We start from the raw sequence: 16146 nt of genomic DNA on the forward strand, positions 1-16146 counted from the left end.
ACATTTACCTTTGTGATTTTATTTTAAATATGATTAAATCTGCTAACGATTTCCATAAAGAGATTATTCAGAAATTTTCTTACGATCCAACCCAAAAACAATTGGAGTTAATAAACCAATTAGCTGAATATATTTTCAATACTGAAACTAATAAATTGTTCTTATTGAAAGGATATGCGGGTACAGGTAAAACCACGGTAATCAGTACGGTAGTTCATAATTTGTGGAAAGCAGGAAAAAAAGCAGTTTTATTAGCTCCTACAGGAAGGGCAGCAAAAGTAATATCAGGTTATTCTAAAAGACAAGCTTTTACAATACATAAAAAAATCTATTTTCCTAAAAAACAAACTAATGGTGGAGTCAGTTTTGTAATGCAGCCGAATAAGCATACAAATACAATTTTTATTGTCGATGAAGCTTCGATGATTTCTGATCAAGTCCAAAATGCGAAGCTTTTTGAAAACGGATCTTTACTTGATGACTTAATATCATATGTATATTCAGGAAAGAATTGTAAACTCATTTTTATTGGAGATACGGCACAGTTACCACCAGTAAAATTAGATGTGAGCCCAGCTTTAGATGCAGATAAATTGTCACTTCATTTTAATAAAAATGTAAATGAAATAGAATTAGATGAAGTAGTTCGTCAGCAACAAGACTCAGGAATTTTGGCAAATGCAACAGATTTAAGGTTGTTAATTCAGAATGAAGGAATAGATTTTCAGTTCGATGTAAATTTCCCTGATATAGTTCGTTTACAAGATGGATATGAAATTCAAGATGCGATTACAGATGCTTATGATGGAGATATTGGAGTAGAAGATACAGCAATAATTGTACGTTCTAATAAAAGAGCGAATCAGTATAATTCACAAATTCGTACAAAAATACGCGGACAAGAAAATGAAATTTCTGTTGGAGATTATGTAATGGTAGTAAAAAACAATTATTTCTGGTTGAAAGATTCTTCTTCGGCAGGTTTTATTGCCAACGGAGATATTTGTGAAGTCATGCGAATTAATGATATTAAAGAATTATACGGGTTTAAGTTCGCGGAGGTTACAATTAGAATGATCGATTATCCTGATATGAAACCATTTGAAACTGTATTACTTCTTGATACTTTAACCAGTGAAAGTCCTTCATTAAGTTATGAAGAATCAAACCGTTTGTACGAAGCAGTAAAAGAAGATTTCGCTCATGAAAAATCGAAATATAAGCAATTCATGGGAGTGAAAAAGAATAAATATTTTAACGCATTGCAAGTAAAATTTTCTTACGCAATGACTTGTCATAAATCTCAAGGAGGTCAGTGGAAAACAATATTTATTGAACAGCCATATCTACCTGATGGAAGTAACGTAGAATATTTACGTTGGTTATATACAGCAGTTACAAGAGCTCAGGAAAAATTGTATTTAATTGGTTTTAAAGATGAATGGTTTGTGTAAATTCTTTGTTTGAATAGCGTTTTCATTTCATATTTAAATGAAATAAATCGTATTATGGTATTTTTACTTTATTCGTACACTTTATGAACTTACAAATGTTAGTGTTTTGTTAAACTCAACAAGTTAGAATAGTAAAAAGGTTACATTTGTTTGTCAATCTTAACTATTAAAAATGAACAAAAAGATACTAGTTAGCCTTTCATTTTTGCTGATTACTTTTTCAGTTTTAGGTCAAAAACCCCAAAAATTAAATACAAATCAGATTTATGAGAAAGTTCAAAAATTAAACTTTCTAGGTTCTGCATTATATGTGGCTGCACATCCAGATGATGAAAACACACGTTTGATTGCTTATTTAGCAAATAATGTTAAAGCAAGAACATCTTATTTATCGTTAACAAGAGGAGATGGAGGACAAAATTTAATTGGTCCAGAAATCAGAGAATTGTTAGGGGTAATTCGTACTCAAGAACTACTAGCAGCTAGAGGAGTAGATGGTGGAGAACAACGTTTTTCTAGAGCTAATGACTTTGGGTATTCTAAACATCCTGAGGAGACTTTAAATATTTGGGATAAAGATAAAGTCTTGGCAGATGTTGTTTGGGCAATTCGTACATTTAAACCAGATGTTATAATCAATAGATTTAATCATAGAACTCCAGGAACTACACATGGTCATCACACAACTTCAGCAATGTTAAGTGTAGAGGCTTTTGACTTAGCTGCTGATAAAACAAAATATCCTGAACAATTAAAATATACATCTATTTGGCAACCAAATAGCTTGTACTTTAACACATCTTGGTGGTTTTATGGAAGTAGAGAAAACTTTGAAAAGGCTGATAAAAGTAAAATGTTAAATTTCGATATTGGTGTATATTATCCTTTAAAAGGAGTTTCTAATAACGAATTAGCTTCAATAGCAAGTAGCCAACATTTATGTCAAGGATTTGGTAGATTAACTACTAGAGGAGAACAAACAGAATACGTTGAGTTCTTAAAAGGAAATTTTCCAAAAGATAAAAAAGATATATTTTCAGGAATTAATACAACTTGGAATAGAGTAGAAGGTGGAGGAGTCATTGGTGATATTTTGTATGATGTAGAAAAGAATTTCGATTTTGTAAATCCATCAAAACATTTACCAAATTTATTAAAAGCTTATCAGTTAATTGAAGGTTTAAAAGATGAACATTGGAAAGCAATTAAGTCTAAAGAAATAAAAGAGATTATTGAAGCTTGTGCAGGTTTATACTTAGAAGCTTCAGCTAAAACTTCAAGTACAACTCCAAATTCAGATGTGAAAGTAGACTTTGAAGCTCTAAATAGAAGTGGAGTTTCTATGGATTTAACATCTATTGAGTGGTTACCAAGTAAAAAAGTAGTAAAGAAAGATTTAGCTTTATCAGATAATAAAAGAAAAAATTTTACTGAAACTATCGCAGTAGGAAGCTTAGGTTATTCTACTCCATATTGGTTATCTGACGAATGGGGATTAGGAATGTACACAGTAAAGAACCAAGAATTAAGAGGGAATCCAGAAACTTCTCGTCCGATTCAAGTAAAGTTCAACTTAACGATAGAAAATACTCCAATTTCATTTACTAAAAATGTAGTAAGAAGATATTCTCAAAGAGATAAAGGAGAGATTTATGAACCTTTTGAAATTTTACCTAAAGTAACAACAAAATTAAAAGATAAAGTTTTAATTTTTTCTAATAGTGAATCAAAAGAAGTAGCTGTAGAAGTAAGATCAGGTGAAGCAAATGTTTCAGGAAAAATAGCTTTAAAAATTCCTGAAGGATGGAGAGTATTTCCAGTTGAATCTGATTTTAAAATTGATCAAAAAGGAGATAAACAAATAATAAAGTTTATGGTTTCTCCATCTAAAAAGCAATCTGAAGGTTATATAAAAGCTGTAGCTACTGTTGGTAACAAAGATTTTGATAAAGAATTAATAGAGATTAATTATAGCCATATTCCAAAACAATCTGTTTTATTACCATCTAAAGCAAAGGTTGTTCGTTTAAATATTAGAAAACAAGGTAAAGAGATTGGTTATATCCAAGGATCAGGAGATGCAGTACCAGAAAGTTTACGTCAAATAGGATATAACGTTACAGAGATTACTCCAGAAGAAATTAATGAAACTATTTTAAATAAGTTTGATGCTGTAGTTGTAGGAATTAGAGCATATAACACTAAGAAAGTTTTACAGTTTAAGCAAAAACATTTATTAGAATATGTGAAAAATGGAGGAAATGTTGTTGTACAATACAACACAAACAGAAGAGTAGATGTAAAGCCTCCTTTCGATTTACAATTGTCTAGAGATAGAGTTACAGACGAACATGCTAAAGTTGAAATTCTAGCAAAAGAGCACATGGTTTTAAACTATCCAAACAAAATTTCTGATAAAGATTTTGAAGGTTGGGTACAAGAGCGTGGTTTATATTTTCCAAATAAGTGGGCTAATGAGTTTACTCCGATTTTAGCTATGAATGATAAAGGAGAATCTACTAAAAAAGGAAGTTTATTGGTAGCAAAATACGGAAAAGGGAATTACATTTACACTGGCTTAAGTTTCTTTAGAGAATTACCAGCTGGTGTTCCAGGGGCTTATCGATTATTTGCAAATTTACTTTCAGTAAAAGAAAATTAATATCTCAATATAAATCATAAAAAAGCGAAGTTTTCACTTCGCTTTTTTATTCTCTAATATGTCTGTTTAGCAAAACACTAAAAGATTTTTTTGATGAAGAAAGCAATTTATTTAATGTTGTTGAGTGCATTATGTTTTACAATAATGAATGTATTTGTAAAGTATTTATCAGGTTACTCAACTTATCAAAAAGTATTTTTTAGAGCAGTAGGATCGTTAGTTTTTACAATGGGATATTTATTGTATCATAAAATTCCAATGGAAGGAAATCAGAAAAAGCTGTTAATATTAAGAGGTTTAGTTGGTGTAACTTCTATGGGATTATTTTTTGCATCTACAGACTATTTATCTATAGGAACAGCAGTTTCTTTACGGTATACTTCACCAATTTTTGCAGCAATTTTAGCCGTTTTCTTTTTGAAAGAAAAGATTTTTAAGTTGCAATGGTTCTATTTCATATTAGCCTTCTTAGGAGTACTTTTAATTAAGGGTTTTGATAATGAAATCAATGTTTTAGGATTGTCTTTAATTTTAGTTTCAGCTTTTTTTAGTGGCTTAGTTTATGTAGTGATTTCAAAAATAGGAGATAAAGATCATCCAGTAGTTATTGTAAATTATTTTATGTGGATTTCTACAATTTTAGGAGGTGTATTATCTATTTCAAACTGGAAAACTCCTCAAGGTAATGATTGGTTTATTCTATTAAGTCTTGGGGTTTTTGGGTATTTCGGACAATTATTTATGACGAAAGCTTATCAGTTAGGTTCTGTTAATAAAATAGTTCCTTTAAAGTATGTGGAAGTAGTTTTTACAATGGTTTTAGGAATGATTTGGTTTGGAGATCAATATCCTTTATTAAGTGTTTTAGGAGTTCTTTTAGTAGTTATAGCTTTAGTGTTAAATGTGCTGTATAAGCAGAAAGTAAAGCATTGAATAATGAAAGAATTAAGTACAATTAGATATTCAATAATTTTAGCTTTAGGAGTACTTACTGTTGATTTTTTAAAGTTTGAATATATCTGTGATTATCCAGAATTGGGACCTACATTTTATGGTTTTCCTTTTGTGTAAGAAACAAATAGCACATGGGCAAATTCTATGTCAGGTGAAATTTATGTTTTGGGTTTCCTTGGGAATTTATTGTTATGGACTCTATTTTTCAGAGTAATATTTCAATTTTTAAAAAGATTTCAAGACAAAGTTACCTTTAAGGTTATAAGATTATTATTAGTTGTTTTCTGTTTATTCAACGTTCATATGTATTTTTCAATAATAGATTGGAGATTTAGTTATTCTCACGATAATTTTAAATTGAATTATTATCAATCAGAACCAGACTGTAAAAGAATATTTAAGTTTTATAAATGGGAAACTGAGGAATAATTTTTCTACACTTCAAACTTTAAACTACCCACTTTTTAATATATTGCTATTCTAAATGATTTATATCGTATGAAGAAAGTAAGAGTAATAATTTCCATATTAGTTTTAAGTTTAATTTATACTTGCGCATCTAAAAAAACAGTTCAAGATCAAACTTCAGAAACAAAAACAACTGTTGAAGAAACAGTTAAAGAAGAAAAAGTTGTTGTTGAAGAAGTAAAAAAGGTAGAAAAAAAGAAAGAACTTCCTAAAAAAGTAAAAGTTTTAAAGAAAGATGATGAAATAAGTTTGTTGTTTATTGGTGATTTTATGGGGCATATGGATCAAATAAAAGCAGCTTATAATAAAAAGACAAAAACTTACGAATACGATTCTTGTTTTTCTAAAATAAAACCAATTTTAAGTAATGCAGATGTAACTCTAGGAAACTTAGAAGTTACTTTAGGAGTAAAGCCTTATTCTGGTTATCCTCAATTCAGTTCACCACCTTCATATGCTACAGCAATTAAAAATGCAGGAGTAGATATTTTAACAACTTCTAACAATCACTCGTGCGATAAACATAAAAAAGGAGTAGAGCGAACTATTCATATTCTAGATTCATTAAATATTGGTCATACAGGAACATTTATTAGTGCTGTAGAAAAAACAAAGAATCCTGCTTATGTGATTGATAAAAACAATTTTAAAATTGCTGTTATTAGCTATACATATGGTACAAACGGATTAAAACCTACTGCGCCAAATGTTGTAAATTATTTAAAGAAAGAAACAATTAAAAAGGATGTAGATTACATTAATTCTTCGATCAATCCAGATCAAATTATAGCTTTTGTTCACTGGGGAGATCAATATAAAGACCTGCCAAATAAATCTCAAAAAGATATGTTTGCTTACTTTAAATCTTTAGGTGTAAATATTGTTATAGGAGCACATCCTCATGTTTTACAGCCTATGGAATGGCATAAACCAACTAAAGAAAATGAACAAGAAAGCTTAGTAGTTTATTCTTTAGGGAATTTTGTGTCACATCAACGTACTTTTCCAAGGGATGGAGGAGCTGTGTTTAAATTATGGCTAAAAAAAGGAAAAGACAATAAAGTAAAAATTAAAAAAGCAGATTATTTCCTTACTTGGGTTCACGAACCTGTTGTTAACGGAAATAAAGAATATTACGTGTTACCAGCAGATGCATACAGTAGCAAACCAGAAGCTTTTTCAAAGAAAAAAGATTATGATAAAATGATGCGTTTTGTAAAACATGCAAGGAAGTTGTTAGGAGAGCACAATAAAAATATAAATGAATACAAAAAGTAAATTGTTATGATGAATTTATTTAGGAAAAAGAAAAAAATAGATATAAACTCCATTACTATTCCAACGTTTAATTGGGTATTAAGACAGAAAAATGAAGGTTTGTATCAATGGAGTAACAAAGAAGAAACTAAAGCACTTTCTGTAAACTTTTTTAATATACCACCTGATCTTCCAACGATAAATAATATCGATTTTCTAAGGAAATTTTACAGAGAAATGTTGAAAAATAGTCAAGGTGGAATAATAGAAGTTGACGTTGTCGATTTATCTGGGTTTAAAGCCGTAAAAACGATAATGAAGTTTCCTCAAAACCCTGGTATGGCTTATTTGTCTTCTTATACTATACCGTTTAAAGATTATAGTTTTGTAATCAAAATTCAAGCTCCGGAAGTAGGAGTTTCTGGTGTGCGAGATTCTGTAATTTTTAATAAACTATTAGCAAAAGGAGAAGTTAATTTTGTAGATGAAGGTATAGAAAATTGGTTTTATGATCCATATGATGCTACCATTACTGATGGAATAAGAATGAATAAATCTGAGCAAGAGATATACGATGAAGAGTTTCCAGAACATCCTTTAAGTGTATCAAGAAAATTATTCCGACAAATAGAGAAGGAAATCAAGTTTGGAAAAGAGTTGTATGATACTCCTAAATTTGAAAAATGAAAAAAGAAAATTTAGAGTCACATAAGTTTTTACCAAGTGGAGAGTGGGAAGGTTTTTATTGCTATTCACATTCACCTGCCCAACATAAAATGACAATAAACTTAACTTTTAAAAAAGGAAAAGTTTCAGGATCAGGAACTGACGATATTAATTATTTTTCATGGAAAGGAGATTATAATTTAGAAGTATTTACAGTTACTATGATAAAAACTTATCCTAGTCACAAAGTAAATTATAAAGGCGATGTTGATGAAAATGGTATTTGGGGATCTTGGAATATTGGTTCAGACTGTAGCGGAGGTTTTCATATTTGGCCTAAAAAGCAAAACTCTGAAGAAGATTTTAAAGCATTAGAAGAAAAAATTACAGAGTCAAAAAAGTTGAAAAAGTTCCTTCAAAATATATAAAAGCCTTACAATAAATAAGAGTTAATTATTCATGTTTTATTTTGTTTAAAATGAGTGTTTTAAACTGATTTTTTGTTTTGTTTAATACAGTTATTCTACAATTAAAATCTGAAAAATAATATCTACTGATTTTTGTTTTAAGAATATGATTTTCAGTTCTTTATGTTGGGTTTAGTGTTAAAAAAATAAAAAGCTTAACTATCTTTAGTTGAAATCATTACCTTTGATGCAAGTAGTTAATTATTAATATGTTTATTAATTTTTGATTACTTATTCTTCAATTTCTGTTTTTTGATTAATTCAACGTTAATTGCAAGAAATCACACTAATTTCTTGTAATGGAAACATTGTTTGATGGGCGGGGCAAAACTTATTTACATTAAATTATTTTCCTCGCTTTGTCGGGCAGTGAAAATATAAGTATTGTTTATGTACTTAAATCTGTGTCTTCCCAATTTACATCCGAAAGCATCCAAGTTAGCGAATGTCTTTTTTCATGAATTACACCACCATTTCCGATCGGATCAAAGTTTTCTGGTACGGTTTTATTTCCCAATTGAGCACTTCTTACAGCGTTATGTAAACAGTAGAATAAATCTTCTTGAAAAATGATTTCTTTTTCGCTCTTAGTTTGTTTATTACTCATCCATTCTTCAATTGAATCATCAATTTTAGCACAGAATTCAAAAAATAAACTTCTGGCAGTTTCACCATTCATCATTTCTCCTGAAGGAAGTAATTCAGAAAAACCAAAGAACCAAGCTAATGGTAAAGCATTTTCAAATTTCCAACCGATAGAATTTATAGCATTTTGATCTCCTCTTGCAGTAGACAAATATTGCATTTCATCTTCAGTGATAAAATCATTAAGATCATTATTGTCAATAAAGTTCAATATTTTCTTATCAGGTAAATCTTCAGGATTAACTAAAACCCATAAAACTAGTGCTTTTATGGCATGCAATCGTTTTGCAATTTCAAGTTTTGGGCGTAATCCAATCTCTTTAATCCATGGTAAAGATGAAGCGTATTGGAATCCATTTTCAATACAAATTTTTTGAATTTCTTTTCTTTCTTCTACTAAGTTTACTGAAGTCATAACTTTTTACTTGAATAAATTTATTGATACGGTTGCTAATACTGAATTTGGAAATTTTTTAGATGAATTTTCATAAGGTGTTAATCCAATTTCTTTTAAAGCCTTCATATATTCTTCAATTTCGATAATATATTGATCTGAATATCCATGAGTTGCATCGTAAGCAGTTGCAGCTGTTTTACCTAAGTTTTTAGCAACTAATTCAGGTTTAGAAGTATGTAATTCAATTAATAATAAACCAAATTTAGTAATATAAGGTTTCCACTTGTTAAAATGCTGTTTTAAAGATTCAACAACAAGATTATTATGTAATCGAACGCCTCTGTGAGTATAGGCTCCGGTAGCGTTAGTTTCTTTTAATTTCGGATTCGGTTTTGGAGTTTCCCAAATTCGATTATGATCTAAAAATGTGCGTACGTTTAGTAAATCGGACAAATCTATACCGTATTTCTCGTTTAAATCTTTCGACATTGCTTCAGGATTTCCGATATCACCCCAAATTACTTTTGCCCAAATATCTGCTTGAACTAAGTTTTTTCTTGTGATTTTTAAAGCAGCTTCATTATAATCTACTCCAATTAGAAATAAAGGGTGATCTTCTAAAATCTTACCACGTTCAGTTCTATTTTCAATGACATTAAATAAATGCTTTAAAAAAGCTCCATTACCACAGCCAACATCTAAAATTCCTTTTGGTTGTTCATGTATCGGTTTATTAAATAAATTGATAATGATTTCATCTAAAACTTTAAAATACGCAGCATGTGCGCTACCACTTCCCCAAACATTCATTTCTCTATCTACATGAATCTCTTCATTTCCCTTTCCTTCAGATCTAAAAATTGTCGGATCACCAAAAATGAATTTATCTAGTTTGCGCAGTGTTGGAATGTAAGAAACGGTAACTCCGTAAGCACTAGCTCTTCTAGCAAAGAACAAACCAGTGTCTGTAAATTCATAAGATTCACCAGATTTATCAAACCATTTTAAATGCGTTAGTATATCTAATAATCGGCCAAAATTTTCTGGATCTTTATGGAATTCTTCAGCTTTAAATTTAGTTTGCATAAAATATTTATGAAACATTCCCCTCATTCCTAGTAAAACTAAAGTAGGCCCAACAATAATTCCTTCTATATGAGATAAAATTTGTTCTTGAATTGCTTTAACCTTTTCATCTTTAGAAATTTCAATACCAAAATTCTGAGTAAAATTTTTAAATAGAGATTCTAATTTTAAGAAAGGTTTTACTTCAAATTTTCGTGAGCTAAATTGTTCTGAAAATTTTAATAATTCAGTTGCTTCTTTGTACATGTTAAAATGATTAAAAGCAATTTCAGAAACTTCGTTTGTACTTACTTTAACTGTATTTAAAGTATTGTCTACTTCATAAGTTAACCAACCTTGTGAAGCAAAAGTTCGAAGAGCTACATTTAAATATCCTTCGTTAGCTTTAAACGTTTTAGAAAGTTCGGTTACATCAACAGTTTTTTGCTTGAGTAAGTATTCTGTAATTCCTTTTTTATGAAGTTCAAAAGCAGCAGGACAGGTTACAATTCCATCTAAATGTCTAAATAATTTACCTCTGAGTTCCGATTTTTCTTGTTTAGATAGCATATTGAAGGTTAGTTTGTTTATCTATAAATTTAAACCTTTCATTGAAATATACTATAAATTTTTATTTTTTATTGGTCTCAAAAATAGTTTAAACTTTGCATTTTAGTGAATTTCACTTTCATTCTCTAAAAACATTTATCGAATGTTATCTGCAATTAGCTTTTAGCTGTTAGCTTTTTAAAACTTTGCTAATAGCTGACAGCTAAAGGCAAAAATGATATAAAAAATAACTTTCAGTCGTAACAAAAACTATGATACTTTTAGTCCATAGAGGTTTATCTTAAAATAACAGCACTTCTTTTAGGAATTAAAATAGTTGTATTGTTTTCTTTCATTTGAAAATCCGCAGTACTAAATACAGTAGAAAATTCAGTTGTTTTTTTCTTCGGAAGTTGTATTGATGTTGATGTATTTCCAATGTTGAAAATAACAAAAATTTCTTCATCCTTCGAATAACGTTTGTAAAGTAAAACTTCTGGATTCTCTTGTGTTATATATTCAATTTCACCATGAACTAATACAGGGTTTTCTTTTCTAACTTTTATGATTTCTTGGTAAAAATCGAAAAGTTTATGATTAAACTTTACTTTATCTACTGGTCTTTTTTGTTGAAGAGGATGTGTAGTTTCGTCTTCAAAAGTATATTCAGGCCAAATTAAAGGCTTTCTACAAGAAGGATCATCTGCGCCCCACATCCCCATTTCATCTCCTGCATAAATATGTGGAGCTCCAAAATATGTATGTTGGTGAGTAATTAAAAGTTTTAAAGTTTCTAGTGTTGCATTATCAGGTTTATGAATTTTATATTCATGATTTTCATGAACTTTACATCCGAATTTATATGGAGTGTTATTAAATAAGGAAGTAAGTAATCTTGGTGTATCAAAACCTCCAGTGTAGTTCATCATTGCATAGTTATTTGCTTTTCTAATACCATGTGCAAAAATTTGCAAACTATCTACAAATTGTTGTGAGGTGATATTTTTAGGAGTCTCACTAAAAAATTGTCTAGATGCTCTATACCACCTGTAATTCATCACTGCATCAAAAATGGTGTCTTTAACAAATGGTTCAGGATTTAAAAGCTTGTCTGGCCATTGTTCCCACCAAATTTCTCCTAATAAATATGCATCTGGATTAATATTTCGAACTTGTTTTCTAAAATCTTTCCAGAAATTTAAAGGCATTTCTCCAGCTACATCTAATCGATAACCATCTACACCATCTGAAGGATCACCATCTCCATTTGGATCTAACCATCGTTTCGTAATATTGAAAATATGATTTTTTACAGCTTCACTATATACATTTCCTTCAAAAGCATTTACCTTAACTGATAAATCTTGTTTTTGTGTTTCTTTAATTTCGGGAAGTTCGTGAACACCAGACCAACCATGATATTTAAATTCGTTTTCTGGAGTCTTAGGATTATCAAATTTATCAATCCAATACCAATCTTTATATTTTGATTTTTCTTGATTTTTTAAAACATCTTGCCACGCCCAAAATGTTTCTCCTGTATGATTCCAAGAATAATCTAAAATTACTTTAATATTTCTCTTATGAAATTCATTGATGACTTTTAAAAATAGTTTATCAGCTTCTGTGAATTGCCAAGTGGTAGGATCATCTGGAATTTCTTTTTCAATAGTTTCAATGTCTTTTTGAGGATTTGGACCAAAATTACGATCAATATGTCTCCAATTCCTTGCATCGTATTTATGAAGTGAAGGCGCATCGTTTAGTGGTCTAAAATAAATGGCAGAAACACCTAAAGAATCTAAATAATTGATTTTATCTAAAACACCTTGTAAATCGCCACCGTAGCGTCTCATTTGAACTTTATCTACAAATTTAGTTAATGTGTTTCCGTAGAAATCTTTATGGTTTTTATAGTCTTTAAAATATGGATCATCTTTATACCAATCTTGTGTCCATGGAGTAATTTTCCAACCTTTTGGAACAAAACCAGGATAAGAACCTTTAATATCTTCTGAAGTCGGATCATTAGTTGTATCTCCATTATGAAAACGTTCAACAGCGATTTCATACCAAACGACTTCCTTAGCCCATTTTGGTGGAGCATCTAAAAGAGTAGAAGCACTATGGTTTATCTGAATTTCTTTTTGAACTTCTTTTTTACAACTAATACAGCATAAAAATAATGTTACAAATACGAACAGCTTGATTAAAATCGAGTGTTGAAATCTCATAAGAAAACAGAAATTAAATTAATTGTAGTGACGAATTAGAAGAAATAGTACTCATGTCTTCTATTGATTTAAAAGTGCCTATTTTTATACCTGGGCTAGAAGTTCTGGGTTTTGTTCCGTCTCCATAATTGGTATTTCCGTACATAAAAAGGATGCCGAATTTTCCTGATTCTTTAGGAGAACGCCAATAGACAACATCACCAACTTCAAAAATTTCTTTTTGGTTTCCATCAAATTCAATATCTAAATCATATTGATAAAAGAAAACTTCTCCTCCGATATTATTCGCAACTCCTGTTAGCGAATTATGTTTTATAAGTTGATTGTACATGTAAGACGAAGTATCCCATTCTATTTCTATCTGATTATCGTGGTATTGAAGTAGTCCTTTCATTATTTAAATACATTCTTTAGAAAGGTTCAAGTTAATTATTTTGTAGAAACGATAGTATGACTTTAACTCTTATTTTAAGTATATAAAGTTTAATGTATCAATAAAAAAACACTAGTAAAAATAGAAATAAATCATATTTTACTAGTGTTTAAAGTGTAATAAAAATACTCTTATTTATGCTTCTTCTTTATTATTTTTCTGAGTCTTAATTAAAGTTATTAAGTTTTTAAGAGGCTTTTTAATGGTTGTTGATTTAGCTTTTTCTAAAACAGAAGTAGCTTTCTTTAACAATCTTTCATAGTCAGCATCTGGATATACTTGAATTAACTCTTTAAAATAGGTGTTAATACCATTAGCATAAGTTTCTTTTTCTTTTTCATAGAATGCATTTTCTTTGGTTGCTAGGTTTAGGTATTTTCCGTAGTTAATCATTAACTTTTTAATGCGAGATTTTATTTTATCATCTAACTCTTCGTCTTTTACATCTTTTGAATTTGCTAAAATTTGATCAAATTCTATGTCGAAAGCGGCCAATTGTAACCCTAATCCAAACTGCCAAATTTCAAGCATTTCTTTACCATATAAATATTTATCACTTGAATCGGTAATATTATAGATTTGATTCATGTTTTTCCATTGTGATAAGAAATCAGAAGCAATCTTATTTTTTTGATTAAAGTTTAATTTATTGTTGTCTAAAAGAACTCTGTAATTTTGTGGGTTAGTTAATTTTTCAAGTACAATTCTTTGCTCAGGATTATCGAATGTTGGCTTAGTTTCATTACCTTCATAGGCATAGCGTAAATCGAAAATAACTTTATCATAATCATTAACATCCCAGTATTCTTTGTTAACAGGAAAATTATGTTTCTCAGTAGAACAACTAATAAAATATATTGCAGCTAATAATACTATAAAAACATTAGTTCTTTTCATTAGGAGAAATTTTTAGTTTTTAAATTGTGAGGCAAATTTATAAAACTGATTATTTTGTGAATGAGCTTTTAGTGTTAAGTGTATGTATAACAACTAGAATAGAAAAAAAAGTGTTTTTTTAAGTATAAAATGCTCTTTTTTGATGACTTTTAAATAAAGTGTTTAGGTTTTTTAACAGGACTAAGTGTTAAAAATATATCTATATTAATTTAGTTCTCTTTCAATTTAGAAATAATTGCGTTAAAAACATTTTCATAATATGTGCTATATTCGGGGAGTAGTATGTTTTGATATAGAGAAGTATTATTTAAAATATCTAAGTCATATAATTTTAAACCAGCTACTTCACTTTCTTGGATCGTTAATGTTTCTACAGGTACTTTTAGTTCAGCAATAAATACATGATGAAATTCATTATCTATAATTCCATTAGGATGATTTACTTGATGTTTTCTTGTTCCTATTTTAATTAAATTTTCTGGAGAAATATGATAGCCAATTTCTTCTTGTACTTCTCTAAGTGCGGCTTCTTCAATAATTTCTCCTGCACCAATATGACCTGCTACTGAAATATCCCACAATCCAGGGAAAACTTTTTTGGTAAAAGCCCTTTGTTGAAGTAGTATTTTACGATCAGTAGTATAAATCCAAATATGAACAGTAGGATGGAAGTAACCGTATTTATGTGCTTCAGATTTTAAACAAGTTTTTCCGGTATAATTTCCTTGTTCATCAACGATGTCAATTAATTCATCCATATTAAGAGATTTCAGAAAGAATACATGTAGTTAGTTTTTCAAAATGGGCTTCAGTATTGTATAAATGACAAGAAATTCGAATATAATCACCTCTAAAAGAAACAAATATTTTCTCATGAGCTAATCTTTCTTTTAAAGCACTTTTGTTAATAGATTCAGGTAGTTTAATTCCAAATAAGTGTTTAGCTCTATAGGTATCTTCTTCAATTTCGCATCCAGCTTTTTTAAGCTGAGAAACAGAAGATGCTGTTATTTTATGGCAATATTCTTGAAGATCTGATGCTTTCCATTTTAACAATTGAGTGATCGCAGCTATTTGCATTTGGATATAAATAAAACTTCCGTGTTCACCAACAGAATAGCGATTTGCCAATGCTTTGTAGTTGGATTCATAATTGGTAAGATTGGTTAAATTTTCGCTACCTAATCGATTTGCCCAGTTTTCTTCAATTGGATTTCCGTCATCAAAATAAGATCCGAAATAGGCATAACCACAACCATAAGGTCCGAAAAGCCACTTGTAACCAGCACAAACCATAGCATCAGGTTGAATTTCTTCAACAGAAAAAGGTAAGGCTCCTACAGATTGACTTCCATCTACAATTAATAGTGCATTATGCTGTTTGGTTTTTTTACGAATAGCTTTCAAATCAAAAATAGTTCCGTTTGCCCAATGAATATTTCCTAGAGCAATTAATCCAGTATTATCATTTATAGCATTTAATATTGCTTCGTTCCATAGTTTTCCGTTAATTTCTTGTTGAACTATTTTAAGTTTAGCATTGTGTTTTTTAGCTAATTTTTCCCAAACATAATAATTACTAGGGAACTGTTCTTCAATTAATACAATTTCACTGTTTTCCTTTAAAGAAATGTTATGGGCAATAGTTGCTAATCCGTAAGAAACAGAAGGAATGTTTGCAATCCTGTTATAATCCTTTACATTAATGAGTTGAGCAAAAAGTTGCTTTAACTCGGTAACAGGATTAAAGAAATCTGAACTTGGTATTAAGTAAGGTTTGCTTTTTTCTTTTACAGCTCTAAGTCCTGCTTCTTCAATACTTTTGAAAGAAGGAGATAGGCTTGCTATATTCAGGTAAGTTACATCTTCTGGAAGATCAAATAAATGCTTTTGATTTGTTAAATTCATTTGAATTGATTTTCCATAAAAATAAAAAATGTCATTTTGAACTTTAGTTAAAATCGTTAGAGATTTTTAAACTTGTTCAAAATGACACAA

General features: G+C 29.5%; 14 protein-coding genes. 7 read left to right on the forward strand and 7 right to left on the reverse strand.

All coding sequences use genetic code 11. The annotated features are described in order from the left end of the window. Positions 1-29: 29 nt before the first annotated feature. The 7 genes from ACSIGC_RS17010 (at position 30) to ACSIGC_RS17040 (ending at position 7889) form a co-directional block, all read left to right on the forward strand. Positions 30-1454, forward strand: coding sequence for an ATP-dependent DNA helicase (locus ACSIGC_RS17010; RefSeq protein WP_442265967.1), 1425 nt, complete (start codon positions 30-32; stop codon positions 1452-1454). A gap of 172 nt (positions 1455-1626) precedes the next feature. Beyond that, positions 1627-4116 carry a PIG-L family deacetylase gene (locus ACSIGC_RS17015; RefSeq protein ID WP_442265968.1) on the forward strand — a complete coding sequence of 830 codons (2490 nt, stop codon included), beginning with the start codon at positions 1627-1629 and terminating at the stop codon, positions 4114-4116. 93 nt (positions 4117-4209) lie between these two features. Further along, positions 4210-5049, forward strand: a complete 840-nt coding sequence (locus ACSIGC_RS17020) for a DMT family transporter (protein ID WP_442265969.1) — start codon at positions 4210-4212, stop codon at positions 5047-5049. A 3-nt stretch (positions 5050-5052) separates the two neighbouring features. Continuing rightward, on the forward strand, positions 5053-5187 hold the full coding sequence (locus ACSIGC_RS17025; protein WP_442265970.1) for a hypothetical protein: 135 nt from the start codon (positions 5053-5055) through the stop codon (positions 5185-5187). 381 nt (positions 5188-5568) lie between these two features. Then, positions 5569-6816, forward strand: coding sequence for a CapA family protein (locus ACSIGC_RS17030; protein ID WP_442265971.1), 1248 nt, complete (start codon positions 5569-5571; stop codon positions 6814-6816). A 6-nt stretch (positions 6817-6822) separates the two neighbouring features. Further along, positions 6823-7482: a hypothetical protein gene (locus tag ACSIGC_RS17035; RefSeq protein ID WP_442265972.1), complete on the forward strand. Its 660-nt coding sequence runs from the start codon at positions 6823-6825 to the stop codon at positions 7480-7482. After that, positions 7479-7889 (forward strand): hypothetical protein, encoded by a 411-nt coding sequence (locus tag ACSIGC_RS17040; RefSeq protein ID WP_442265973.1) that lies wholly within the window; start codon positions 7479-7481, stop codon positions 7887-7889. Before ACSIGC_RS17035 ends, ACSIGC_RS17040 begins: the two co-directional genes overlap by 4 nt. A gap of 427 nt (positions 7890-8316) precedes the next feature. Here ACSIGC_RS17040 and ACSIGC_RS17045 read toward each other — a convergent pair whose 3' ends face one another. The 7 genes from ACSIGC_RS17045 to ACSIGC_RS17075 form a co-directional block, all read right to left on the reverse strand. Further along, the gene (locus ACSIGC_RS17045; RefSeq protein WP_442265974.1) at positions 8317-8988 is read right to left on the reverse strand and encodes a DUF4272 domain-containing protein; all 672 of its coding nucleotides are present in this window, start codon (positions 8986-8988) and stop codon (positions 8317-8319) included. A gap of 6 nt (positions 8989-8994) precedes the next feature. After that, on the reverse strand, positions 8995-10605 hold the full coding sequence (locus ACSIGC_RS17050; RefSeq protein ID WP_442265975.1) for a class I SAM-dependent methyltransferase: 1611 nt from the start codon (positions 10603-10605) through the stop codon (positions 8995-8997). A 275-nt stretch (positions 10606-10880) separates the two neighbouring features. Further along, complete coding sequence (locus ACSIGC_RS17055; RefSeq protein ID WP_442265976.1) at positions 10881-12818, reverse strand: alpha-amylase family glycosyl hydrolase; 1938 nt, start codon at positions 12816-12818, stop codon at positions 10881-10883. A 13-nt stretch (positions 12819-12831) separates the two neighbouring features. Continuing rightward, a complete protein-coding gene (locus ACSIGC_RS17060) occupies positions 12832-13212 on the reverse strand; it encodes a cyclophilin-like family protein (RefSeq protein WP_442265977.1) in 381 nt (126 codons plus the stop codon). Positions 13213-13386: 174 nt separating this feature from the next. After that, the gene (locus ACSIGC_RS17065; protein WP_442265978.1) at positions 13387-14148 is read right to left on the reverse strand and encodes a hypothetical protein; all 762 of its coding nucleotides are present in this window, start codon (positions 14146-14148) and stop codon (positions 13387-13389) included. A gap of 209 nt (positions 14149-14357) precedes the next feature. After that, positions 14358-14906, reverse strand: a complete 549-nt coding sequence (locus tag ACSIGC_RS17070) for an NUDIX hydrolase (protein ID WP_442265979.1) — start codon at positions 14904-14906, stop codon at positions 14358-14360. 1 nt (position 14907) lies between these two features. Next, entirely contained in the window at positions 14908-16056 is a 1149-nt protein-coding gene (locus ACSIGC_RS17075) for an aminotransferase class V-fold PLP-dependent enzyme (protein ID WP_442265980.1), read from the reverse strand. Between the last annotated feature and the right edge of the window lie 90 nt (positions 16057-16146).

The organism is Tenacibaculum aquaeponti, from assembly GCF_052084715.1.
Lineage (GTDB): Bacteria > Bacteroidota > Bacteroidia > Flavobacteriales > Flavobacteriaceae > Polaribacter.

Excerpts from the sequence above, each read along its gene's own strand:
- ACSIGC_RS17010 (WP_442265967.1), top strand. The coding sequence starts at position 30 with ATGATTAAATCTGCTAACGATTTCCATAAAGAGATTATTCAGAAATTT.
- ACSIGC_RS17015 (WP_442265968.1), top strand. The coding sequence starts at position 1,627 with ATGAACAAAAAGATACTAGTTAGCCTTTCATTTTTGCTGATTACTTTT.
- ACSIGC_RS17020 (WP_442265969.1), top strand. The coding sequence starts at position 4,210 with ATGAAGAAAGCAATTTATTTAATGTTGTTGAGTGCATTATGTTTTACA.
- ACSIGC_RS17025 (WP_442265970.1), top strand. The coding sequence starts at position 5,053 with ATGAAAGAATTAAGTACAATTAGATATTCAATAATTTTAGCTTTAGGA.
- ACSIGC_RS17030 (WP_442265971.1), top strand. The coding sequence starts at position 5,569 with ATGAAGAAAGTAAGAGTAATAATTTCCATATTAGTTTTAAGTTTAATT.
- ACSIGC_RS17035 (WP_442265972.1), top strand. The coding sequence starts at position 6,823 with ATGATGAATTTATTTAGGAAAAAGAAAAAAATAGATATAAACTCCATT.
- ACSIGC_RS17040 (WP_442265973.1), top strand. The coding sequence starts at position 7,479 with ATGAAAAAAGAAAATTTAGAGTCACATAAGTTTTTACCAAGTGGAGAG.
- ACSIGC_RS17045 (WP_442265974.1), bottom strand. The coding sequence starts at position 8,988 with ATGACTTCAGTAAACTTAGTAGAAGAAAGAAAAGAAATTCAAAAAATT.
- ACSIGC_RS17050 (WP_442265975.1), bottom strand. The coding sequence starts at position 10,605 with ATGCTATCTAAACAAGAAAAATCGGAACTCAGAGGTAAATTATTTAGA.
- ACSIGC_RS17055 (WP_442265976.1), bottom strand. The coding sequence starts at position 12,818 with ATGAGATTTCAACACTCGATTTTAATCAAGCTGTTCGTATTTGTAACA.
- ACSIGC_RS17060 (WP_442265977.1), bottom strand. The coding sequence starts at position 13,212 with ATGAAAGGACTACTTCAATACCACGATAATCAGATAGAAATAGAATGG.
- ACSIGC_RS17065 (WP_442265978.1), bottom strand. The coding sequence starts at position 14,148 with ATGAAAAGAACTAATGTTTTTATAGTATTATTAGCTGCAATATATTTT.
- ACSIGC_RS17070 (WP_442265979.1), bottom strand. The coding sequence starts at position 14,906 with ATGGATGAATTAATTGACATCGTTGATGAACAAGGAAATTATACCGGA.
- ACSIGC_RS17075 (WP_442265980.1), bottom strand. The coding sequence starts at position 16,056 with ATGAATTTAACAAATCAAAAGCATTTATTTGATCTTCCAGAAGATGTA.